This window comes from Cellulomonas sp. URHB0016, from assembly GCF_054057935.1.
In genome coordinates this window covers 2,758,200-2,778,381 of the sequence record NZ_JBSRZU010000001.1, presented here as the reverse complement: position 1 = coordinate 2,778,381, position 20,182 = coordinate 2,758,200, and the positions used below count along the sequence as shown (strand labels likewise).

General features: G+C 72.5%; 21 protein-coding genes. 12 read left to right on the top strand and 9 right to left on the bottom strand.

Annotation, left to right across the window (positions count from 1 at the left end):
• Positions 1–75: 75 nt before the first annotated feature.
• The 3 genes from ACVW07_RS12805 to ACVW07_RS12795 all read left to right on the top strand — a co-directional run bounded on the left by ACVW07_RS12805 (position 76) and on the right by ACVW07_RS12795 (position 5,306).
• On the top strand, positions 76–3,378 hold the full coding sequence (locus ACVW07_RS12805; protein ID WP_456819615.1) for a beta-glucosidase: 3,303 nt from the start codon (positions 76–78) through the stop codon (positions 3,376–3,378).
• Positions 3,379–3,478: 100 nt separating this feature from the next.
• On the top strand, positions 3,479–4,459 hold the full coding sequence (locus ACVW07_RS12800) for an RCC1 domain-containing protein (RefSeq protein WP_456819614.1): 981 nt from the start codon (positions 3,479–3,481) through the stop codon (positions 4,457–4,459).
• Between the two features lie 7 nt (positions 4,460–4,466).
• Complete coding sequence (locus ACVW07_RS12795) at positions 4,467–5,306, top strand: aldo/keto reductase (RefSeq protein WP_456819613.1); 840 nt, start codon at positions 4,467–4,469, stop codon at positions 5,304–5,306.
• A 102-nt stretch (positions 5,307–5,408) separates the two neighbouring features.
• On the opposite strand, the gene ACVW07_RS12790 is transcribed toward ACVW07_RS12795, so the two are convergent.
• Positions 5,409–6,617, bottom strand: coding sequence for an NlpC/P60 family protein (locus tag ACVW07_RS12790; RefSeq protein ID WP_456819612.1), 1,209 nt, complete (start codon positions 6,615–6,617; stop codon positions 5,409–5,411).
• Between the two features lie 185 nt (positions 6,618–6,802).
• On the opposite strand from ACVW07_RS12790, the gene ACVW07_RS12785 reads away from it, so the two are divergent.
• A complete protein-coding gene (locus tag ACVW07_RS12785) occupies positions 6,803–7,387 on the top strand; it encodes a mycothiol transferase (protein ID WP_456819611.1) in 585 nt (194 codons plus the stop codon).
• Here ACVW07_RS12785 and ACVW07_RS12780 read toward each other — a convergent pair.
• The 3 genes from ACVW07_RS12780 to ACVW07_RS12770 all read right to left on the bottom strand — a co-directional run bounded on the left by ACVW07_RS12780 (position 7,365) and on the right by ACVW07_RS12770 (position 9,752).
• Entirely contained in the window at positions 7,365–8,450 is a 1,086-nt protein-coding gene (locus ACVW07_RS12780) for a helix-turn-helix transcriptional regulator (protein ID WP_456819610.1), read from the bottom strand. The genes ACVW07_RS12785 and ACVW07_RS12780 overlap by 23 nt on opposite strands.
• A gap of 88 nt (positions 8,451–8,538) precedes the next feature.
• The gene (locus ACVW07_RS12775) at positions 8,539–8,787 is read right to left on the bottom strand and encodes a hypothetical protein (protein WP_456819609.1); all 249 of its coding nucleotides are present in this window, start codon (positions 8,785–8,787) and stop codon (positions 8,539–8,541) included.
• Positions 8,788–8,789: 2 nt separating this feature from the next.
• Positions 8,790–9,752 (bottom strand): SPFH domain-containing protein, encoded by a 963-nt coding sequence (locus tag ACVW07_RS12770; protein ID WP_456819608.1) that lies wholly within the window; start codon positions 9,750–9,752, stop codon positions 8,790–8,792.
• Positions 9,753–9,953: 201 nt separating this feature from the next.
• Between ACVW07_RS12770 and ACVW07_RS12765 the strand changes: the two genes are divergently transcribed.
• The 6 genes from ACVW07_RS12765 to ACVW07_RS12740 all read left to right on the top strand — a co-directional run bounded on the left by ACVW07_RS12765 (position 9,954) and on the right by ACVW07_RS12740 (position 16,700).
• Positions 9,954–10,736, top strand: coding sequence for an alpha/beta fold hydrolase (locus tag ACVW07_RS12765; protein ID WP_456819607.1), 783 nt, complete (start codon positions 9,954–9,956; stop codon positions 10,734–10,736).
• Between the two features lie 113 nt (positions 10,737–10,849).
• Positions 10,850–11,047 carry a hypothetical protein gene (locus tag ACVW07_RS12760; protein WP_456819606.1) on the top strand — a complete coding sequence of 66 codons (198 nt, stop codon included), beginning with the start codon at positions 10,850–10,852 and terminating at the stop codon, positions 11,045–11,047.
• A gap of 119 nt (positions 11,048–11,166) precedes the next feature.
• The gene (locus tag ACVW07_RS12755) at positions 11,167–12,750 is read left to right on the top strand and encodes an MFS transporter (protein WP_456819605.1); all 1,584 of its coding nucleotides are present in this window, start codon (positions 11,167–11,169) and stop codon (positions 12,748–12,750) included.
• A 46-nt stretch (positions 12,751–12,796) separates the two neighbouring features.
• Positions 12,797–13,228: an SMI1/KNR4 family protein gene (locus tag ACVW07_RS12750; protein ID WP_456819604.1), complete on the top strand. Its 432-nt coding sequence runs from the start codon at positions 12,797–12,799 to the stop codon at positions 13,226–13,228.
• Between the two features lie 188 nt (positions 13,229–13,416).
• Positions 13,417–14,175: an arsenite methyltransferase gene (gene arsM, locus ACVW07_RS12745; RefSeq protein ID WP_456821080.1), complete on the top strand. Its 759-nt coding sequence runs from the start codon at positions 13,417–13,419 to the stop codon at positions 14,173–14,175.
• A gap of 104 nt (positions 14,176–14,279) precedes the next feature.
• A complete protein-coding gene (locus tag ACVW07_RS12740; RefSeq protein WP_456819603.1) occupies positions 14,280–16,700 on the top strand; it encodes a fibronectin type III domain-containing protein in 2,421 nt (806 codons plus the stop codon).
• 57 nt (positions 16,701–16,757) lie between these two features.
• Here the strand turns inward: ACVW07_RS12740 and ACVW07_RS12735 are convergent, their stop codons facing one another.
• Together ACVW07_RS12735 and ACVW07_RS12730 are read right to left on the bottom strand one after the other, a co-directional pair.
• Positions 16,758–16,922, bottom strand: a complete 165-nt coding sequence (locus tag ACVW07_RS12735) for a hypothetical protein (RefSeq protein WP_456819602.1) — start codon at positions 16,920–16,922, stop codon at positions 16,758–16,760.
• Positions 16,923–17,087: 165 nt separating this feature from the next.
• A complete protein-coding gene (locus ACVW07_RS12730) occupies positions 17,088–17,993 on the bottom strand; it encodes a dihydrodipicolinate synthase family protein (RefSeq protein WP_456819601.1) in 906 nt (301 codons plus the stop codon).
• 41 nt (positions 17,994–18,034) lie between these two features.
• Here ACVW07_RS12730 and ACVW07_RS12725 point away from each other — a divergent pair, with 41 nt between their 5' ends.
• Both ACVW07_RS12725 and ACVW07_RS12720 read left to right on the top strand, forming a co-directional pair.
• Positions 18,035–18,445, top strand: coding sequence for a helix-turn-helix domain-containing protein (locus ACVW07_RS12725; protein ID WP_456819600.1), 411 nt, complete (start codon positions 18,035–18,037; stop codon positions 18,443–18,445).
• 23 nt (positions 18,446–18,468) lie between these two features.
• The gene (locus tag ACVW07_RS12720; protein ID WP_456819599.1) at positions 18,469–18,879 is read left to right on the top strand and encodes a VOC family protein; all 411 of its coding nucleotides are present in this window, start codon (positions 18,469–18,471) and stop codon (positions 18,877–18,879) included.
• Between the two features lie 370 nt (positions 18,880–19,249).
• Here ACVW07_RS12720 and ACVW07_RS12715 read toward each other — a convergent pair whose 3' ends face one another.
• Genes ACVW07_RS12715 through ACVW07_RS12705 form a run of 3 tightly spaced genes read right to left on the bottom strand, consistent with a single transcriptional unit; the run spans position 19,250 to position 20,125 of the window.
• Entirely contained in the window at positions 19,250–19,576 is a 327-nt protein-coding gene (locus ACVW07_RS12715) for a hypothetical protein (RefSeq protein ID WP_456819598.1), read from the bottom strand.
• Positions 19,564–19,800 carry a hypothetical protein gene (locus ACVW07_RS12710; protein WP_456819597.1) on the bottom strand — a complete coding sequence of 79 codons (237 nt, stop codon included), beginning with the start codon at positions 19,798–19,800 and terminating at the stop codon, positions 19,564–19,566. Before ACVW07_RS12710 ends, ACVW07_RS12715 begins: the two co-directional genes overlap by 13 nt.
• Positions 19,787–20,125, bottom strand: a complete 339-nt coding sequence (locus ACVW07_RS12705; protein ID WP_456821079.1) for a DNA/RNA non-specific endonuclease — start codon at positions 20,123–20,125, stop codon at positions 19,787–19,789. Before ACVW07_RS12705 ends, ACVW07_RS12710 begins: the two co-directional genes overlap by 14 nt.
• Between the last annotated feature and the right edge of the window lie 57 nt (positions 20,126–20,182).

Here is a 20,182-nt window from a genome sequence, read left to right as displayed (position 1 = left end):
GGAATCAGCTCCGCGCGCCGTTCGACGGCGCATCGTGGCGGTCTGGGAACGCGGCGAGAGCCCTTTGCGGCACTCGTGCTGATCGCGCTGGTCGGCGGCGGCCTCGCGGTCGGCACACCCAGTGCGACCGCCGCACCGCCACGGCACGGTCCGGCGTACCAGGACACGTCGCTGCCGTTCAACGTCCGGGCCGCCGACCTCGTGTCGAGGATGACCTGGGAGGAGAAGCTCGACCAGCTGCGTGCGATGCAGCCGCACGCGACCTGGTTCGCCAAGCCCCAGGTCATCTCCCGGCTGGGCGTCAGGTCGTACGGCTACTGGGGTGAGGCGAACCACGGGATCTACTTCCCGACCCTCCCCGGGAACAACGACTACACGCAGTACCCGCAGAGCACGTCGATCGCCTCCACCTGGGACACGGCCCTCACCCAGAAGATCGCGGGCGGTATCGCGGACGAGGCGCGGGTCACGTACAACACCTCGTGCCCGCCGGGCAGCGACGCCCCCGTCCTCCCCGGCGGCGCCTGCTACGGGCTCACGTACTGGTCACCGAACCAGAACCTGAACCGCGACCCCCGCTGGGGCCGGGCCGACGAGTCGTACTCCGAGGATCCCGAGCTGACCGCGGGCATCGCCGGCGCGTTCGTCACCGGCATGCAGGGCGAGACGGCGTCGCGCCCCGACACGGTGCCGACCCACCCGGACGACTACGTCCAGGCCGTGGCGACCCCCAAGCACTACCTGGCGAACAACTCCGAGGCGAACCGCGACGACGGCACGTCGAACCTGACTGAGCGCTCCATGATAGAGTACTTCGTCCAGCCGTTCGCGGCGTCCGTGGGCGCCGCCGGCGCACGGTCGATGATGACCGCCTACAACGCCATCAACATGGTCGAGGACTACACGACCGACTACCCGTCGGCCGCGAGCTTCCCGACGACGTGGAGCCCGGACGACCAGGTGACGCCAGGCGGCACGCCCGGTACCCCGATGGCCGCGAGCCGCTACGCGATCGAGACGCTGATGCGCCGCTCCTTCGGCTTCGACGGCTTCGTCGTCTCCGACTGCGGCGCCATCGCCCGGGTGTACGCCACCGGCACGCAGGGACACTCGTGGCACCCGGTCCAGCTCGGCGGCGACACCCAGGTCACGAAGCCCGTCGGCAACGCGTGGGCGCTGAAGGCGGGCACCGACCTCGACTGCTTCGGCCCGGACTACCCGTCGGCGGACGGTCTGCCCGCCGCTCAGGACCAGGGGTACGTGACGGAGAGCGACGTCGACAACGCCCTGGTCCGGGCGTTCACCGCGCGCTTCCAGCTGGGTGAGTTCGACCCGGCGGCCGCCGTGCCGTGGAACGACCCGTCGTACTCGCTGTCCACCGCCGGCAACCCCGACGTGAAGCTGGCGTCCGCCGCACACCGCGCGGTCGCGCACGAGGCCGCCCTCGAGGCGCCCGTGCTGCTCAAGAACGAGGGCTCGACGCTGCCGTTCGCCGGTGCGACGACCGGCACGACCGTGGCGCTCGGCCACGTCGACAGCCTCAACAGGTTCCAGTCCGGGTCGTACTCCGGCCCGACGGCCGTGAGCACCACCTTCGCGCAGGCGCTGGCCGCGGAGACCGGCGGGAGCACCGCCGACATCACGGCCGGGTCGGCGACCCCGTACCTGTCGGACCACCTGTCCGTCTTCCCCGACGTGCTCGACCCCGCAGGCACCGCGATCACGACCTCCACGTGCTCGAGCGACCCGTGCGACCCCGTGGCGGACGCCGCGACGGCCGAGTACCGCATCTCGCAGGCCGACCACGTGGTCGTCGTGGTGGGCCACCGCAACGACGACGGCGGCGAGGGCACCGACCGCACCACCGTCGCGCTGCCCCGCATGCAGGCCGAGCTGATCCGCGACTCGATCGCGCCGCTCGCCGAGAAGTACGGCAAGAAGATCGTGGTGTGGATCCAGGGCAAGTCGATCGTCGACCTCAGCGAGCTCAAGGACCTGCCCGCCGTGGGCAGCATCGTCTGGTCGTCCTTCGACGGGATGTACCAGGGCCCGGCGATGTCGCAGCTGCTGTTCAACGACTCCGTGACGCTCGAGGACGGTCGTACCGCGATCGCCAACTTCTCGGGAAAGCTGCCGCTGACGTGGTACTCGGACGTCGACGCGCAGCTGGGCAAGGCGACCGCACCGGACCTCGCCGTCGAGGACTACCGGATGACCCAGGCCGAGGGCGCCACGTGCGGGCGCACCTACCTCTACTACCAGGTCGGCGCCGGATGCGCCCCGCCGGACTACGCGTTCGGCGCCGGGCTCTCGTACTCGCAGCTCGAGTACGGGGCTCCGACCCTGTCGTCCTCGACGATCGCACCGGACCAGCCGGTGACGGTCGCCGTCCGCGTCTCGAACCGGGACGCCGACCGCCCCGGCAGGGCCGTCGTCCAGGTCTACGCCAAAGCTCCGCAGGGCGCCGACGGCAACGAACGCCCGCTCAAGCAGCTGAAGGGCTTCGTCAAGACGGGCGTCATCGACGGCAAGGCCGAGACGGTGAACGTCTCGATCGATGCCGGTGACCTCTGGTTCTGGGACGACGCGTCGCACAAGAAGGTCTTCCCCACGGGGGACTGGACGATCCTGGCCGGCCCGAGCTCGGCGGACGCCGACCTGCAGGCGACGACGCTCCGGGTGACCGGCAAGCGCAAGGCCGGTGTCGAGGTCGTCTCGGCCCAGCCCGACGGCACCCGGCTGCGCCTCGACACCCCGCACAACCGGATCAACGCCCAGCTCTCGGTGACCAAGCACGACCTCACGTTCTGGGACGTCGCGGACCGGGCGCTCAAGGTGAGGTACAAGTCCTCCGACCCGGCGGTCGCGACGGTCGACCCCACCGGTGCGGTCGCCCCCAAGCACGTCGGCACGGCGCTCATCACCGCCACGGCCACCGCCGACGGCGAGACGGGCTCGACCACCTTCCCGGTCGCCGTGACCGCGGGGGCGCCGGACGCCACCGGCAGCGCGTTCCCGGCCACCCACACGGCCGCCGTGGACCTCGGCGACCGGAGCGTCCCGCTCCACGCCGCCACCACGGGTGTCCAGCTCTCCGCCACGCGGGTCCCGGCCGCCGTCGACACGACCTACAGCTACCGGATCGCCCCGATGGACACGAACACCGCGGGGGCGGCGGTGACCGCCACGGGCGTGCTGACCGCGAGCAGGGCCGGACACGTCCGGGTCACGGTCACCGCAACCTCGGGCGGCGTGAGCACCTCGGAGTCGGCACTGGTCACCGTGGCGGCGCCCAAGCGGCACGGGGGCCCCGGTCCGGGCCCTGGCCAGGGACCCGGACCCGGCCCGGGACCTGGACGACCTGGTCACGGCGGCTAGGGCACCCGGCGTCCACCTCCGGCCGGGCAGGGGATGTGTTCCCGGACCGGCGCGCGGCGCAGGAGGTCCGGCTTTGAAGGCGTCTGTCCTGGCTGCTGGGATGGCGAGTGTGAATCCGGTCCCCGAGGTCGTTCGTCATCCGATTGCCGCTGGTCGACGGCACACCGTCGGACTGCGGGCCGACGGGACCGTGGTCGCCGTCGGTGCGGACAGCGCCGGGGAGTGCGGGACGTCGACGTGGCGCGACGTCGTCGCTGTGGCCGCCGGCAGCGTGCACGTGGCCCGCAACACCGGCAGGTCCCACACGCTGGGCCTGGGCGCCGACGGAGCCGTGCGGGCCTGCGGCTGGAACAGCTATGGCCAGTGCGACGTGCAGAGCTGGCAGGACATCGTGGCGGTCGGCGCGGGGTGGCGCTTCAGTGTGGGGCTACGCGACGACGGGACCGTCATCGCCACCGGGCGCGTGGCGCATGCGGCACTCCACAGCTGGCGCGACGTGCGTGAGATCGCGTGCGGGGACTGGCACGTCGTGGCCCGTCGGTCCGACGGGACCGCCTGCGCCGCGGGGAACGACACGTGCGGCCAGTGCGATGTCCGTGGCTGGACCGGGCTCACCGGGCTGGCCGCCGGGTACCTGCACACCCTCGGCCTCACGCAGGACGGCCGCGTCCGCGCCACCGGCAACCCGGCGTCCTGGGAGGGCTGCGAGCGGTGGGCGGACATCACGTCGGTGGCCGCAGGCAGCTACCACAGCGTCGGCCTCACCGCCGAGGGCACGGTCGTCGCGGCGGGGAGCTCCGAGCTGGGGCAGTGCGCCGTCTCCGGATGGCAGGACATCGTGGCCGTGGCGGCCGGTGGCGCGCACACCGTGGGGCTGCGCGCGGACGGGTCCGTCGTCGCCACCGGTGACGACAGCCACGGTCAGCTGCAGACCGCGGCCTGGCGCCTCCTTGCTGAACCGCGCGTGACGCTTCCCGACGGGGCGGAGTCCGCCTCGTCTGCCCTAGGCCGAACCGGTCGGCCCGGGCCGCTCTCAGCCGCGCCGGAACGACGCGACACGCGGCGGCCACCCGCGATCTGATGGGTCCATGAGCACCGTCCCGAGCATCGTCCTCAACAACGGCGTCACGATCCCCCAGGTGGGCCTGGGCGTGTTCCAGATCCCGCCCGACGAGACGAAGGACGCCGTGCTGCAGGCGTTCGACGTCGGTTACCGGCACATCGACACGGCGCAGAGCTACCGCAACGAGCAGGGCGTCGGCGAGGCCCTGCGCGAGTCAGGGCTGGCGCGCAGCGACGTGTTCGTCACCAGCAAGCTGAACAACGGCGCGCACGCCACGCAGGCGGCGCACGACGCGTTCGACCGGACCCTGGAGCGGCTCGGGACCGACTACGTGGACCTGTTCCTCATCCACTGGCCGATCGCGATGCTCAGCGACTTCGTGGAGACGTGGCGCGCGCTGGAGGACATCTACGCCTCCGGCCGGGCCAAGGCGATCGGTGTGTCCAACTTCCAGCGCGCCCACCTGCGCCGCCTGCTCGACGAGACGACCGTGGTCCCCGCCGTCAACCAGATCGAGGTGCACCCGTACCTCACGCAGACCGGCCTGCGGGCACTGGCGTTCGAGCACGGGATCGCCGTCGAGGCATGGTCGCCCCTCGCGCAGGGTGCGGTGCTCGGCGACGAGACGATCGGGCGGATCGCACGCGCGCACGGCCGCACGCCGGCCCAGGTCGTCCTGCGCTGGCACCTGCAGCACGGTCACGTCGTGTTCCCCAAGTCCGTGACCCGCGCCCGCGTGGAGGAGAACATCGACCTCTTCGGCTTCACGCTGAGCGACGAGGACCTGATGGCCGTCGACGCGCTGAACCGCGACGAGCGGACCGGCCCGGACCCCGACACGTTCGACCGGGTGCCGCCGGCCTGAAGGTCGCACAGGAGGCGAGCAGCACCGGCGCCCGCGAGCCATGATCGGCTCGCGGGCGTCGGTCGCTCGCTGGCGGTCCTGCGGAAGGCCCTTCCCCGGTCGTCAGCCCGTCGGGCGCACGACCATCGGAAGAACCTTGCTGCTGTAGTTGTACTGCGAGTACTTGACCCCGCTGTTGACGCCTGCCGCGTGGATGATCCGGTCGCCGCCGATGTAGAGCGCGACGTGCGTGATGGCGCCGGCGGACGAGCCGTAGAAGATCAGGTCACCGGGCTGGCGCTGGGCGATCGGGTACCGCGCGCCGTTGTTGTACTGCTTCTGCGCCTTGTGGACGAGCGAGATCCCTGCGCGCGCCCAGGCGGCCATGGTCAGGCCGGAGCAGTCGAACGTGTCCTCGCCCGAGGTGGCCCAGACGTAGGGCTTGCCGATCTGCTGCTCCGCGTACGCGATCGCGATCTGCGCCTTGGAGGACGGCGCGGGCGCGCCGCGGTCGAGGTTCGTCGCGCCGACGGACCACCACAAGGGCTGCAGCGACGCCGAGTACAGGACCACGTTGCCGTCGTCCTGGACCTGGAACAGGCCACCCGGCTGGGTGTTGGTCATCGTGGCCCATGCGTATCCGCTCGTCGTGTAGAGCACGAGGTTGCCGTCCGCCTGGGCGACGAGCTGGGTGATCTGCTGCCCGCCGGAGCCGATCCTCCATTGCCAGACCCCGTCGGCGTAGAGGTCGACGCTCGTGCTGGCGACCTTCAGGGTGTACCGGCCGTTCGGCGACTGCAGGCCCTGGCCGGGCGCCAGCGAGGCCTGGGCCTGGATCGCCGAGGGGAACCAGAACGTGTTCGTGTTCCAGACCGGGGTGGACGTGGAGCTGTACAGGACCAGGTTGCCGTCGTCCTGGACCTGCAGGAAGCTCGCCGGCCCGGCACCCGCATTGCCCATCGAGCTCCAGAGAGGCACCGCCCCGGGCGCGTAGACGACGAGGTTGCCGTCGCCCTGCAGCTGGACCCAGGCCCCCGGGTGCCCGGACGTGCCGGACTGCCAGCGCGCGGACATCCCGGGCGCGTAGAGCACGAGGTTGCCGTCACCCTGCATGAACAGGTTCATCGTGCCGCTCGGGGACGAGAGGCTCTGCCCAGCCGCCAGCGCCTCTCCCTGGTTGAGCCGCGGCGTCCCGACGCTCGCGTGCGTGACGGTCCCGACGGACATCAGTGAGACCAGCGCCAGCACGAGCGCCAGCGCGAGCTGGCGCAGACGGGCGACTGCGGTGGTGGACCTTCGAGCGTTCGGCCGCGGCCGGGGTCGATCGGACATGGTGTTGCCCCCTGTCAGTTGGTCAGCCTCATCTCCTGAGGCAACGCGAACCTAGGGCTTTTGTCCGGTTCTGCCGCTTTTGTCCCGACCGGCGGACACGGCTCTCGGAAAGGGTGAGCGACCGCGATGAGTCCTCTTGCGGAACCGGACGGCGATCGTCCGGAACGGTGCCTAGCGTCGGTCGCATGACACCCGACCCGTACTTCCCGCCCCTCGCCGGCACCGAGGTCGACCACCTCGTCGGCTCCCTCGACCTGATGCGCGTCACGTTCCGCTGGAAGGCGGACGGCCTCGATGCCGCGGGCCTGTCCCGGACCGTCGGAGCGTCCACGCTCACCCTCGGCGGCCTGCTCAAGCACCTCGCCGCCGTCGAGGACACCTACTTCTCCTGGCACCTGTCCGGCCGGCATCCCGGGCCGATCTGGCACCCGGAGAACTGGCAGGACAACCACACGGAGCTCCTGGCCGCGGCGGACGACTCCCCCGCCGAGCTGTACGCGCTCTGGGACGGTGCGGTCGCCCGCTCGCAGGCCAGGCTCAGGGAGGCGATCGCGTCCGGCGGGCTCGACCTGCCCACGCACCGGGGCGACGACGACGGCAGCCGCTCGAGCCTGCGGCGCCTGCTGTTCGACCTGCTCCAGGAGTACGCGCGGCACGCCGGCCACGCGGACCTGATCCGCGAGGCCGTCGACGGGCGGGTCGGCGAGGACCCGCCGGAGGGCTGGATGCCGGAGGTCGGCGACCGGCTCACCTGGCTCTGGCGGGCGTGACGTCCCCGGTCGGGGCACTCGCCGCACCGTTCGGCGCCCTGTTGGCCGCACCGTCCGGCGCCCTGTTCGGCGCACCGTTCGGCGCGGTGCTCTCGGCGGCACCGGCCGCGTCGCTCGTCGCCGCCACCATCCGTCGCCCCAGCGACCTCACCGTCGCCCGCAGCTCGGGCCCGCCCACGACGCGGAACGGCACGGGCAGCGCCGCGAGGCGCTCGGCGTACCAGGAAGGGTTGTCCGTCGTCGCGACCAGTCGGCACGAGGAGCCGTCCACCGGCTCCAGCCGCCCGAGGCCGCGCGGGAGCCACGCCCGGGCCCGGTGCGCGGGCGCCGCGACGACGACCTCCACGTCGAGGTCCCGACCGACTGCGAGGTGCGCCTCCAGCTCGGCGACGGCGTCGAGGTCGTCGGGCGGGGTGAAGGTGGTGTCGAGCACCGCGACGTCGAGCACCCGGTCCACCCGGTAGGCGCGGACGGCGTCCGCGTGGTGCGCGTGGCACAGCAGGTACCAGCGCCCGTGCCGCACCACCACGGCCCACGGGTCGACGTCGGTGCGCCAGGTCCGCCCGCTCTCCGACCGGTACCCGATCCGCACCGTCCGCCGGGCGGTGCAGGCCTGGACGAGCACGGTCGCGGTGGACGGGTCGGGCCGGGCGGCGCTGCGGTCGGGGGCGGGGAGCACCGTCGAGCGCAGGGCCGACGCGGGTTGCGCGACAGCCTCGGGCAGCGACCGCAGCAGCTTGCCGACCGCTGTCCCCACGGGTGCGTCAGGGTCCGCGACGTCGTGGTGGCCGTCGAGCGCCGCCATGACCAGGGCGAGCGCCTCCTCGGCGGAGAACAGCAGCGGCGGGGGCCGGACCCCGCGGCCCACCCGGTACCCGCCGTACGGGCCGCGGACGGACAGGATCGGGATGCCCGCGGCCCGCAGCGTCGAGACGTACCGCCGCGCGGCCCGCTCCGTCACGCCGAGGGCGTCCGCGAGCCGCTGCGCGGTGACGCCGGGGGTGCGCTGGATCAGCTCGAGCGCCACGAGCGCCCGTGCCGTCGGGTTCTGCTCCTCGCTCACGACGCCTCCCGGGTAGCGGACGGGTTCCGTCCGCTACCCGGCACGGTACCCAGCCACCGTCGTGCACCACCACGTCACCGCCTGACGGTCACGCCTCCTCGGGCTCGTTCCGCGGCCGGCCCGGCGGCCGCCCCGGCCGAGCCTCGGCGGGGAGTCGGCCGGCGTCCTTGAGGGCCCGGCGGAGCAGCATGTCGATCTGGGCGTTGACGCTGCGCAGGTCGTCCGCCGCCCATCGGGCCAGCGCCGCGTGCACGGCCGGGTCGAGGCGGAGCAGGAGCGCCCGACGATCGGCGGCAGCGCGTCGTCCCGCCGCGTCGGGTGCACCGGACGGGCACACGGTCAGGCGTAGAGCGAGCCGGTGTTGACGATCGGCGTCGCGCGGCTCTCACCGCACAGGACGACGAGCAGGTTCGAGACCATCGCCGCCTTCCGTTCGTCGTCGAGCACCACCACGTCGTCCGCCTCCAGCCGGGCCAGCGCCTGCTCGACCATCCCGACCGCGCCGTCGACGATCCGCTCACGGGCCGCGATGATCGCTCCGGCCTGCTGCCGCTGCAACATGGCCTGGGCGATCTCCGGCGCGTACGCGAGGTTCGAGATGCGCGCCTCGACGACCTCGACGCCCGCGATGACCACCCGTGCGGCGACCTCGGTCGCGATCTCGCGGGAGACGACGTCGGTGGCGCCGCGCAGGCTGTTCTCGCCCTCGTCGGCGTGGTCGTACGGGTGCGACATCGCCACGTGCCGCAGCGCGGACTCGGACTGGACGCGCACGAAGTCGGTGTAGTCCTCGACGGCGAACGTGGCGCGGGCGGTGTCGGCGACCTGCCACACGACGATGGCCGCGATGTTGACCGGGTTCCCGTCGGCGTCGTTGACCTTGAGCTCGTTCGTCTCGAAGTTCCGGACCCGCACGGACACCCTGCGGCGCCTCGTGAGGGGCAACGCGACCACCAGGCCCGTGCGCCGGATCGTGCCGATGTACCGGCCGAACAGCTGGACGACCCGGGTCTGCCCGGGGCTGACGACCGACAGCGTGGTGAACGGGACGATGGAGAGCACCATCAGCACCACGCCGACGAGAGCGAACACGCCGTCCTCCTCCACGCCCGCCACGACGAACGCGGCCACCATCGCGGCGAGCAGGCCGAACCCGAGGAGCAGGACGAGAAGGGCCGGGCCCGTACCGGCCGACCACGCCTCGCGCTCGTCGACCTCGACCCGCGTCCCGGCGTGCCCGACGGGCTTCCCGGCCGGCGCACCACCGGTGGACTCCTGCGGCGGGACCTGGGCATCGGGCACGGCGACCTCCTGGAGAGCGGAACGGATATCAAAGTGATATCACATTCCCGACGCGGCGGGCCAGTGCTCGCCTGGTCGCCGTGGTGGTCGGCGCTCGCACTTCCCGCCGGCGACGTGCACGATCGTCCGGTCGGCCCGGAGAGCGTCGACGACCCACACGTCGACCAGCCGGAGTGCGCGGCTGCACCCCGAGGACCACCCATGTTCAGCATCACGCGCGGCGACGGCCCGCCCGTCGTCCTCGTCCACGGCTTCGGCCTGGACCACCGGTCCATGACACCCCTCGACGCCACGCTCGCCGCGGCCGGCCGCCGCCGGGTCTACGTCGACCTGCCCGGGTCGGGACGCAGCGCCGCGGTCCCCGCGTCCAGCTCCGACGACATGCTCGACGCGCTGACCGCCCTCGTCGACGGCGAGCTCGGCACGGAGCCGTTCGCGGTCGTCGGCTCGTCGTACGGCGGCCTGCTGGCGCGAGCGCTGGCCGTGCGGCGGAGCGACCAGGTGACGGGTCTCGCCCTCCTCTGCCCTGTCGTGGGAGCGGACGTCCGCGACGTGCCGCCCCCGCACGTCGCGGTCGAGGACCCCGCACTGCTCGCGTCGCTCGACCCTGCCGAGGCCGCCCAGTTCGCGTACATGGCGGTGGTCGAGTCACCCGCGACGTGGGCGCTGTTCCGCGACCACGTGCTGCCGGGGATGCGCGACGCCGATCCCGCGACCCTCGCCGAGGTCCGGTCGCGGTACGCCCTGTCCCACGAGCCCGAGTCGGAGGGCCGCACCTTCGACCGGCCCACGCTCGTCGTCACCGGCCGGCACGACCACGTCGTCGGGTACCAGGACGCCATGCGGCTGCTCCCGCACTACCCTCGGGCCACGTTCGCCGTGCTCGACGACGCGGGCCACAACGCCTACCTCGAGCAGCCGGTCGTCGTCGCCGCCCTGCTCACGGAGTGGCTCGACCGGGTCGGCGCCGCGGGCTCCCGCTGAGCGTCGGACCCCGCGACGGCCGGACCACCTCTCTCGGGGGACTACCGCGCACCGGTGAACGGCGGGAGCATAGGCTCCGCCCGCGCCCTCGACGACAGGAAGGAGCGACCGGCATGAGCGAGAACCGTGCGGGCGGGTACCGCGAGCCGCTGGCCGGCGAGTCGCTCGAGGAGTACGAGGCCGCGATCACGGCCGCCGAGGACGAGGTGGTCGCCGCGATCTGGCGGGCCGCGCTGAGCGACGCACTCGTGGACGACGCCGAGAAGGCGGCCCACCGCCTCGACGGTCCGGGCGGACAGCAGGAAGGCTGACGCGATCATCCCCACGGGGTGATGGGCGTCCCACGTCCGCCGCCTACGCTCCGAACGTGGGCGTGCCCCGTGCGCGTCCCACGGCAGGTCCGCGCTGCGACCGCAGGAGATGAGCCGAGATGGCCGAACCGCGACCGGACACCGTCGCCGCAGTCCCGTCCGGCGCCCCCGACCGCGCCGGTGTCGTGCTCCTGTCGCTGATCATCGTGGCCGGGGTCGCCAACCTGAACCTCTCCGTCGCGAACGTCGCGCTGCCCTCGATCGGTCGGGCCTTCGACTCGTCGCAGACGACCCTCGACCTCATCGCCGTCGGCTACTCCCTCGGGCTGGCCGCCTCCGTGCTGTACCTGGGGGCGCTCGGCGACCGCTACGGCCGCAAGCTGATGCTGGTCCTCGGCATGGCGCTCTCGATCCCGGCGAGCCTGCTCGCCGCCTTCGCCCCGACCGACGGCGTCCTGTTCGCGGCGCGCCTCCTCGGCGGCGTGTCCGCCGGCATGGCGTACCCGACGACGCTCGCCCTCATCGCGGCGCTCTGGACCGGGCCGGGCCGCACGCGGTCGATCGCCCTCTGGTCGGCGATCGGCGGTGGCATCGCGTCGCTCGGCCCTCTCGTGGCCGGCGCGCTCCTGGAGCAGTTCTGGTGGGGGTCCGTGTTCCTCGTCACCCTGCCGCTCGCCGTGGTCGCGCTGCTCATGGCCGTGCGCTTCGTGCCGAGCCACGTGAACGAGACGACCGCCCCGGTGGACAACCTCGGCGGCGTCCTGTCCGTCGCGCTGGTCGGCGCTCTCATCCTGGCCATCAACTTCGCGCCCGTGCCGGACAAGGGGACGCTGGCGCTGGGCCTCGGGATCGTCGCCCTCGCCGCGCTCGGGGCCTTCGTGCTGCGCCAGCGTCGCGCCCGCGAGCCGCTGTACGACCTGCACATCGCGAGCCGCCGGGTGTTCTGGGTGGCCGCCGTGGCGGGGGTCATCGTGTTCGGCTCGCTCATGGGGTCGGCGTTCATCAGCCAGCAGTACCTGCAGAACGTGCTCGGCTACTCGACCCTCGAGGCGGGCGCCGCCTTCCTGCCCGCGGTCGTGCTCATGGTGTTCGTCGCGCCCCGGTCGGCGAAGCTCGTCGAGACCCGTGGCGCCCGCTCCACGCTTCTTGCCGGGTACGTGTTCCTGCTGCTCGCGTTCGCGTCGATGCTGTTCCTCTGGAACGACCACAGCCCGTTCTGGCAGATCGCCGTCGCGTACGTGTGCATCGGTATCGGCGTCGGGTTCGCGGGCACCCCGGCGTCGCACTCGCTCACCGGGTCCGTGCCGGTGCGGCGTGCCGGGATGGCGTCGGGGACCGCCGACCTGCAGCGGGACCTGGGCGGCGCGATCATGCAGTCCGTGTTCGGCGCGCTCCTCACCGCCGGCTACGCCGCCGCCGTCACGTCGACCATCTCGTCGTCGGGCGACGACGTGACCACCAGCGTGCAGAACCAGCTCACGAAGTCGTTCTCCAGCGCGGCCGACGTCGCCCAGCAGTACCCGCAGGACTCGGCGCAGATCATCGAGGGCGCGAAGACGTCGTTTCTGGCCGGTGCCGACTGGGCCTACACGGCGGGGATCATCGCCGTGCTGGTCGGGGCCGTCGTCGTGTTCCGGCTCTTCCCGCGCAGGGACGAGGAACAGCGCCTGCTCGCCGAGTACCACGCGGAGGACACCGCCTGAGCGGCCTGGGACAGCTTCGGGGCCGCGCCGCGGCGGTGCATCAGGCATGCTGACCGGCATGTTCGCGGAGCGCATCGCACGGTGGGGTGAGTCGGTGTTCGCGCCTCCCGCCTCCCCGCACCAGATCGCGGAGTGCGAGGTGGCGCTCGGACACCCGCTGCCCGCCGACCTGCGTGAGCTGCTGGCAGAGACGAACGGCGTCGAAGGGTCGTACGGCCTCGACCTCGTCTGGAGCACGGAACGCATCGCACGGGACAACGTCCTGTTCCGCACCTACCCGGACTTCGCCGAGCTGTACATGCCGTTCGACGGGCTCGTCCTGTTCGCCGACGGCGGGAACGGCGATCACTTCGCGGTCGCCCTGAGCGGCAACCGCGAGGTCTTCGTCTGGAACCACGAGAACGACAGCCGCACGTGGGTCGCGTCGTCGGTCCTGCGGTACCTCGAGGAGTGGATGACGGGCCGGCTCGAGGTCTGACCCTCCGGCCTCGACGTCAGCGCTGCTCCTCGCCCGGTCCGCCGGGGCGTGCTCCCACGTGCGCGCCAGGACAACGCCGGGCCCGCCCGGACGCGGCAGGAATCGCATCGATGGCGATCGATATTGACAACCGCCGCGAAGACGGCCACAGTCCTCATATTGACCACCATCGATATATGGAGGACGACATGGACGACATCCGGGAGCAGGTGCGGGAGCACTACGCCCTTGCCGCGACGCAGGCCGGCGGCGGCAGCGAGGGCTGCTGCGGCACCGGTTGCGGCTGCGGGGGCGCCACGGCGGAGGTCGACGAGCGCTTCGGCGCCGCGCTGTACGACGCGACCGAGGTCGCGGGCATCCCCGTCGAGGCGGTCGCCGCCTCGCTCGGCTGCGGCAACCCGTTGGCCGTCGCCGAGCTGGTGCCCGGTGAGCGGGTCCTCGACCTCGGCTCCGGCGGCGGGATCGACGTGCTGCTGTCCGCCCGCCGCGTGGGCCCGACCGGTTTCGCCTACGGGGTCGACATGACCGACGAGATGCTCGCCCTCGCCCGGGCCAACGCCGCACGGGCCGGAGCCACGAACGTCGAGTTCCGCCAGGGCACCATCGAGGACCTCCCGTTCGAGGACGGCGCGGTCGACGTGGTCATCTCCAACTGCGTCGTCAACCTGTCCCCCGACAAGCCGGCCGTGCTCGCCGAGGTGTTCCGCGTCCTCGCCCCCGGCGGCCGGGTCGGCATCTCGGACGTCGTCGCCGAGGACCTCCTGCGCCCGGACGAGCGGGCCGAGCGCGGCTCGTTCGTCGGTTGTGTCGCCGGCGCCCTGTCCCGGCAGGAGTACCTCGACGGGCTCGCCGCGGTCGGGTTCGTCGACGCCGACGTCACGTTCACCCACGAGGTCGCGGACGGCATGCACGGCGCCGTGGTCCGCGCGCGCAAGCCCCGCGGGTGATTCAGGTGTCGACCGGATCCGTCCGGTATGCCGGGCTGCCATAGTTCTGCGTGCCGCCGCTTCCGTGGCGTCGGATCGTCTGCGCCTCGCCCGAACGGAGCACCATGTCGACTCTTCCAGGACGCAGCCGACGGGGTCGCAGCGGCGCGCTGGCCGTGGCGCTCGCGCTCGGTGGACTGGTGCTCGCCCCGATGGTTCCGGCGTCGGCGGCGGCGCCGGGCCCGTCGGGCGCACCGACGACCGTGGCGTCGCCGTCCTCGCAGCAGCTCGTCGATGCGGGGTCCGCTCCCGCCGCGACGCCCGCCGGATCCCCGACGGACGCCGGTCCCGAGCAACCGGCACCTCCCGGGTCGCCCACCGCGTCGGCCACTGCGTCGCCCACTGGGTCCCCGGCCGGCGTCGCGACACCCGCCCCGACGCAGCCGCCCGTCGTCGGGACGACCACCGCCGTGCCGGGCGCCACCGGAACGAACGCTGCTGTGCCGGGCACCCCGGCACAGCAGCGGTCCGCGGCACCCGACGCGGCCGAGGCGACGGCGGCCCAGGCACCGGTGCCCCAGGCACTGGCCGCCCAGGCGGCGAGCACGCCGTATCCGCCCGCCGACGTCACCGTCTCCCAGATCGGGGTCGACCGGTTCACGATCGGGTGGACCGCACCCGTCGGCGGTGCCACGGCGACGGCGTACCGCGTGTACGTCTGGGAGAACCGCTGGCAGGGGACGCCCGCGCTGGACGTGACCGTCGACGCGGGCACCCGCAGCGTCGTCGCGACCGGCCTGAAGCCGGGGACCGCGTACACCGCCGAGGTGGTCACCGTCGCCGGTGCCGACCTCTCGGCCGCGAGCGCCGCATCCGTGACGACCGTCCTGACCGACCACCGGCCCGTCGGCTACCTGGACTCCGTGACGGTGATCCCCGGCGGCGGCGGCGTGCGGGTGGTCGGCTGGGCGCTGGACGTGGACACCGCGGGCCCGCTCGAGGTCGAGCTCCGGATCGACGGCTCGATCGTGCCCGCCGACGTGCTCGTCGCGAACCGCGACCGGCCCGACGTCGGTGCCGCCTACCCGGGGAGCGGCAACCTCCACGGCATCGACTACGCCTGGTCGTCTGCCACCCCCACCCGCATCACCCCCGGCGCGCACCAGGTCTGCCTGTGGGCCCGTGAGCCGAACGAGCCGCCCGAGGTCGGCACGACGAACGTGGGCTGCCAGAGCGTCACGATCAAGCCCGTGCGGCCCGTCGTCGGCAACTTCGAGGTCCTGGCCCGGTCCGGCTCCGACATCACGGTCAGGGGCTGGTCCCTCGAGCCCTCGGGCGGTGAGGACGTGGAGGTGATCGTCGAGGTCGACGACGACCTGGACACCGACACCGTGACGTCGTACCTCCACACGGACGCGGCGCGCCCCGACGTGGCGGCCGCCTACCCCGGTACCGGGACGCAGCACGGCTTCACCGTCACCCTGCCCTCGGACCCGGGCGAGCACGTCGTGTGCGTGTGGGCGCTCCTCCCGTTCCTGTACCAGCCCGAGCGGGAGACGCCGCTGGGCTGCCGGACCCTGGGCGTGGACCCGACGATCCCCGTGGGCAACCTCGAGTCCCTGGCGAGCACCGTGAGGGGGCTGTCGTTCTCCGGCTGGGCGCTGGACCCGCAGGTCTCCGGGCCGGTCGACGTCGACGTCTACCTGGACGACGTCTGGGCCTCGACGGTGCGGACGACGACGGCGCGTGCGGACGTCGAGCGGGCGTACCCGGGGACGGGCACCCTGCACGGCTACTCGGGGTCGGTGCCGGCGATGTCCGGGACGCACGAGGTGTGCCTGTACACGTCGGACCCGACCTACGACGTGGACGTCCCGGTCGGCTGCCGCACGGTGACGGTGGCACCGCCGCCGAACCGGATGCCGCTCGCCAACTTCGAGTCGCTGACGTCGATGGGCTCCACGGTGACGTTGTCCGGCTGGGCGCTGGACCCCGACGTGAACGGCCCGATCGACGTGCACTTCTACGTCAACGGCGGCTGGGGCGGTGCCATGAGCACCACAGGCGTGCGGACCGACGTGGGCAGGGCCTACCCGGGCACCGGTGACCTGCACGGGTTCAGCCGGTCGTTCACCGCCGGTCCGGGCACGCACCAGATCTGCGCCTATGCGATCGACACCACCACCCGGACGGGCACTCCGATGGGGTGTCGAACGGTGACGGTGGGCAACAAGCTGCCGCTCGGGAACTTCGAGTCGCTGACGGCGACGGGCTCCACGGTCACGTTGTCCGGCTGGGCGCTGGACCCCGACGTCAACGGACCTGTGGACGTGCACTTCTACGTCAACGGGCGTTGGGGTGGTGCGATGAGCACCACAGGGGTGCGGACCGACGTGGGCCGGGCCTATCCGGGCACCGGTGACCTGCACGGGTTCGCCAGGTCGTTCACCGCCGGCCCCGGCACCCACGAGGTCTGCACCTACGCCATCGACACCGCCACGGGCGCGAACACCCCGACCGGCTGCCGCACCGTCACCGTGCACTGACCGCGGCGCCCCGGCTCACCTCCCGTCCGCGTCACCACCGCCGCGCCCGGCGCAGGGCTACCAGCGCCGGGCCAGGCCCGGGTGGAGGTGCAGCGACGGCAGGCGGTGCACCCGTCGGACCTGCCTGCCGCCGCTCTCGAGGTTGGAGCGTCGGCGCTCCAACCGCACCTCGAGGTCGTGCTCCTCGCGCACGTACAGGGCCATCGCAAGATCGGGGTGCATCAGGGGTCTCCTCGTTGAGCACTGCATGATGAGCGGTTCGTGGCCGCCTCACCCACTGTGCGACGCCGGGGGCCCGTGCACATCGGACGTTGGTCCGTCACCCGACTGCCGCACGCAGCACGCTCCTCCGTCCGGCCCACCTCGGCCGGCCGGCGACGCCCGGGATCAGTGCGTCGCCGCCACCTCGGGGAGCGCGACGAGGAGCTCCTCCAGCCGCGCGACGACGTCCGCCCCCGGCGGGAGCAGCGGCGCGGGCAGCCGTCCGGTGCACAGCCCGAGGACCTCCCCGATGGCGTGCGCGACGCGTGGCCCACCGTGCCCCAGCGCCAGCTCGACGACGGGACGCACCACGTCGAGGAGGCGGTCCACCTCCGGGCGGTCACCGGCAGCCCCCGCCCGGGCGAGCGCGACGTACGACGTCGGCAGCACCGACGCGAGGCCCGAGTGCCAGGTCGCTGCCCCGGCGAGCAGCCCCTCGACGCCGAGGAGGTCCCCGCTGAACCCGACCTCCACCGACGCCGGAGCGTGCGCGAGCAGCGCCGAGGCGCGGGCACGGACCTCCGCCGCGCCGCTCCCCCGGTCCTTGAGCCCGCCGACACCGGGCAGCGCCACCACCCGCAGCAGCGTCTCGACGCTGAACGCGAACCGCGTGGTCACAGGGTTGTGGTAGACCCACACCGGCCGCTCGACGGCCCGCGTCACGTCCTCGTACAGGCCGACCACCTCGTCGTCGGTCAGCGGCAGGTAGGACACGGTCGGCAGGAGCAGCGCGTCGGCCCCGGCACGCACCGCGTCGTCGGCGTGCGCGAGGACCGTGCGGGTGGTGGTCGCGCCGACGCCGGCGACCAGCGGGACGCGCCCGGCGACCACCTCGGCCGCGACCTCGACGACGCGACGGCGCTGGCCGCGGTCGAGGTAGGCGGCGCCGCCCGTCGACCCGAGCACCGCAACCCCGTCCACACCCGCGGCGACCGCCCGGTCGACCAGCGCCGCGAGGGCCGGTTCGGCGACGTCACCGTCGGTGGTGCGCGGGGTGGGCGGGTAGGCGACGAGACGTCCCAGGAGCGGCATCCCCGCAGCGTAACGGCGGGACAGGATGGTTCGATGGCCGCGTGAGCAGGGCCGTCGAGGAGACCAACCGCCGCATGCTGCGCGCGCGGGACGCGATGGACCGCGCGTACGCCGAGCCGCTCGACGTGCCCGCCCTCGCGCGCCTCGCCCACGTCTCGGAGGCGCACTTCATCCGGACGTTCCGCACCACGTTCGGCGAGACGCCGCACCGCTACCTGCAGCGCCGCCGCGTCGAGCGGGCGATGCTCCTGCTGCGCGAGACCGATCGCAGCGTGACCGACGTGTGCCTCGCCGTCGGGTTCACGAGCCTGGGCACGTTCAGCCGGACCTTCCGCGACATCGTCGGCGAGTCCCCGTCCGCGCACCGGGCCAGAGGACCGCTCGCCATCGCTCCGACGTGCTTCACCAAGGCGTGGGTCAGACCGAGCAGTTTCGGAGAAGCGCCGCCCTGAGGTGGGTCGCTACCGTCGAACACATGCTGAACTCCATCTCCATCTCCCAGATCTACGTCCTCGACCAGGACCAGGCGCTCGACTTCTACGTCGGCAAGCTCGGCTTCGAGGTGCACACCGACCAGGACCTCGGCTTCATGCGGTGGCTCACCGTCGCCGTGCCGGGCGCACCCGACCGGGAGGTGCTGCTCGAGGTCCCCGGCCCTCCGTCGCTCGACCCGGCCACCGCCGAGCAGGTCCGCGAGCTCGTCGCGAAGGGCGCGACCGGCGGCCACCTGTTCCTCACGACCGACGACGCCCAGGCCGTGTACGACGCGTACAAGGAGCGCGGCGTCGAGCTGACCGACGAGCCCACGGAACGCCCGTACGGCATCGACTTCGGCCTGCGCGACCCCTTCGGCAACCACGTCCGCGTCGCCCAGATCACCACCTGACCGGTCCCGGGACGGCAGGCGCCCTACCCCGGCGACTGTGCTGGGGCAGGAGCGCCCTGGCGCATGCCGGTCGAGGGTCATCGTGCGAGGTTCGTCCGACCGTCGAGGTCGGGTGGGTCCGCACGACTCGGGCCGATCCGGTCGCGGCGCGGCACCCGGACCTGGTGAACCGGGAGTTCAGCGCGGTGGCACCGAACCGGTTGTGTGTCACGGACCTGCGACGGGATCCCATCGATCGTCCATCTGACGGTCACGCGAGCAGGTCCCGTGCCGGGGTTCGCGTAGCGGGAGATGACGTCGACCTCGTCTCCGGGGCTGCCTGCGTCAGGCGTCATGAATCCACGTGCAGCCGGGACGGCTTGAGCGACGACTACCGCTTCTGGACGAGACCGGTCGGGGTCAACTCGTGCGTGCCCGCCTCGATGCGGCGCCGCACCCACTCGGGGCGGTTCTCCGGCGCCAGCTCGTTCATCCGCGCCCAACCTGCCTCGAGCTTGTCCCGCAGCCATGCCGGCTGGTGCTCCACGTCACGCGGGTAGGAGTGCTGGTCCGTCACGTACGCGCCGGCGGGGACGGGCGCTTTCCAGTCCGGTTCGTCGTCGTAGTTGAACCGTGACGTCACCGACCCCGGCGCCTCGATCCGCAACTCGAACGTGAACCAGGTCCCAGAGCCCTCCACGTACATCACGTCGCGCAACTCTTCGCTATGTCGTAGGCGTCCCAAGGCATGCGCGTCTGAATCGTCCGGCCCGAATAGGTGACACGCATGTAGCCATAGCTCACGGGCGAAAGCATTGACCGGTGATACTCGATCATTGCCCAACCCGGCTCCACGAACGACACGACGGATCCGGCGATTGCCTCGATCAGCTTCGCCTGCGCAATCATCGTCGGCAGGCCATCGACATCAACGAGCGACATTCTCGAACACCTGCTCCTCCGGAATTCCGTCCTCGGCCCACTCTATCAAAGAAGCGTTCGGGGACTCGGCTGGTCCCCACGTATTGGGTTCCATCCTGACGCTGATGTCGACTGGTGGGACTTGTGCAATCAGCGTCCGCCATTGCTTTTCCAGTTCCCAGTAGCTTCCGACGCCAGCCTGGTTGACCTCTCGCAGCATCGGGGAGAGGTTGATCTGTTCGCCGCCGCCGAACATGTTGGCGAGCAGGTGCCCACCGTCGTATCCGGGGCCGCCGAGGTCACCGACCGATCCCTGGATCGACCTGGATCGGTGGGCGTCGCCCAGGGTGAGGTGTTCGACATGGGCGACGCCGGTGCGCCCGCCGGTGCTGCGTCGTCGACG

Coding starts and splice junctions, on each gene's coding strand:
- ACVW07_RS12730 (WP_456819601.1), bottom strand. CDS start 17,993: ATGCCGCTCCTGGGACGTCTCGTCGCCTACCCGCCCACCCCGCGCACC.
- ACVW07_RS12785 (WP_456819611.1), top strand. CDS start 6,803: ATGACACCCGACCCGTACTTCCCGCCCCTCGCCGGCACCGAGGTCGAC.
- ACVW07_RS12720 (WP_456819599.1), top strand. CDS start 18,469: ATGCTGAACTCCATCTCCATCTCCCAGATCTACGTCCTCGACCAGGAC.
- ACVW07_RS12750 (WP_456819604.1), top strand. CDS start 12,797: ATGCTGACCGGCATGTTCGCGGAGCGCATCGCACGGTGGGGTGAGTCG.
- ACVW07_RS12795 (WP_456819613.1), top strand. CDS start 4,467: ATGAGCACCGTCCCGAGCATCGTCCTCAACAACGGCGTCACGATCCCC.
- ACVW07_RS12710 (WP_456819597.1), bottom strand. CDS start 19,800: ATGTCGCTCGTTGATGTCGATGGCCTGCCGACGATGATTGCGCAGGCG.
- ACVW07_RS12760 (WP_456819606.1), top strand. CDS start 10,850: ATGAGCGAGAACCGTGCGGGCGGGTACCGCGAGCCGCTGGCCGGCGAG.
- ACVW07_RS12740 (WP_456819603.1), top strand. CDS start 14,280: ATGTCGACTCTTCCAGGACGCAGCCGACGGGGTCGCAGCGGCGCGCTG.
- ACVW07_RS12765 (WP_456819607.1), top strand. CDS start 9,954: ATGTTCAGCATCACGCGCGGCGACGGCCCGCCCGTCGTCCTCGTCCAC.
- ACVW07_RS12735 (WP_456819602.1), bottom strand. CDS start 16,922: ATGCACCCCGATCTTGCGATGGCCCTGTACGTGCGCGAGGAGCACGAC.
- ACVW07_RS12790 (WP_456819612.1), bottom strand. CDS start 6,617: ATGTCCGATCGACCCCGGCCGCGGCCGAACGCTCGAAGGTCCACCACC.
- ACVW07_RS12755 (WP_456819605.1), top strand. CDS start 11,167: ATGGCCGAACCGCGACCGGACACCGTCGCCGCAGTCCCGTCCGGCGCC.
- arsM (WP_456821080.1), top strand. CDS start 13,417: ATGGACGACATCCGGGAGCAGGTGCGGGAGCACTACGCCCTTGCCGCG.
- ACVW07_RS12800 (WP_456819614.1), top strand. CDS start 3,479: ATGGCGAGTGTGAATCCGGTCCCCGAGGTCGTTCGTCATCCGATTGCC.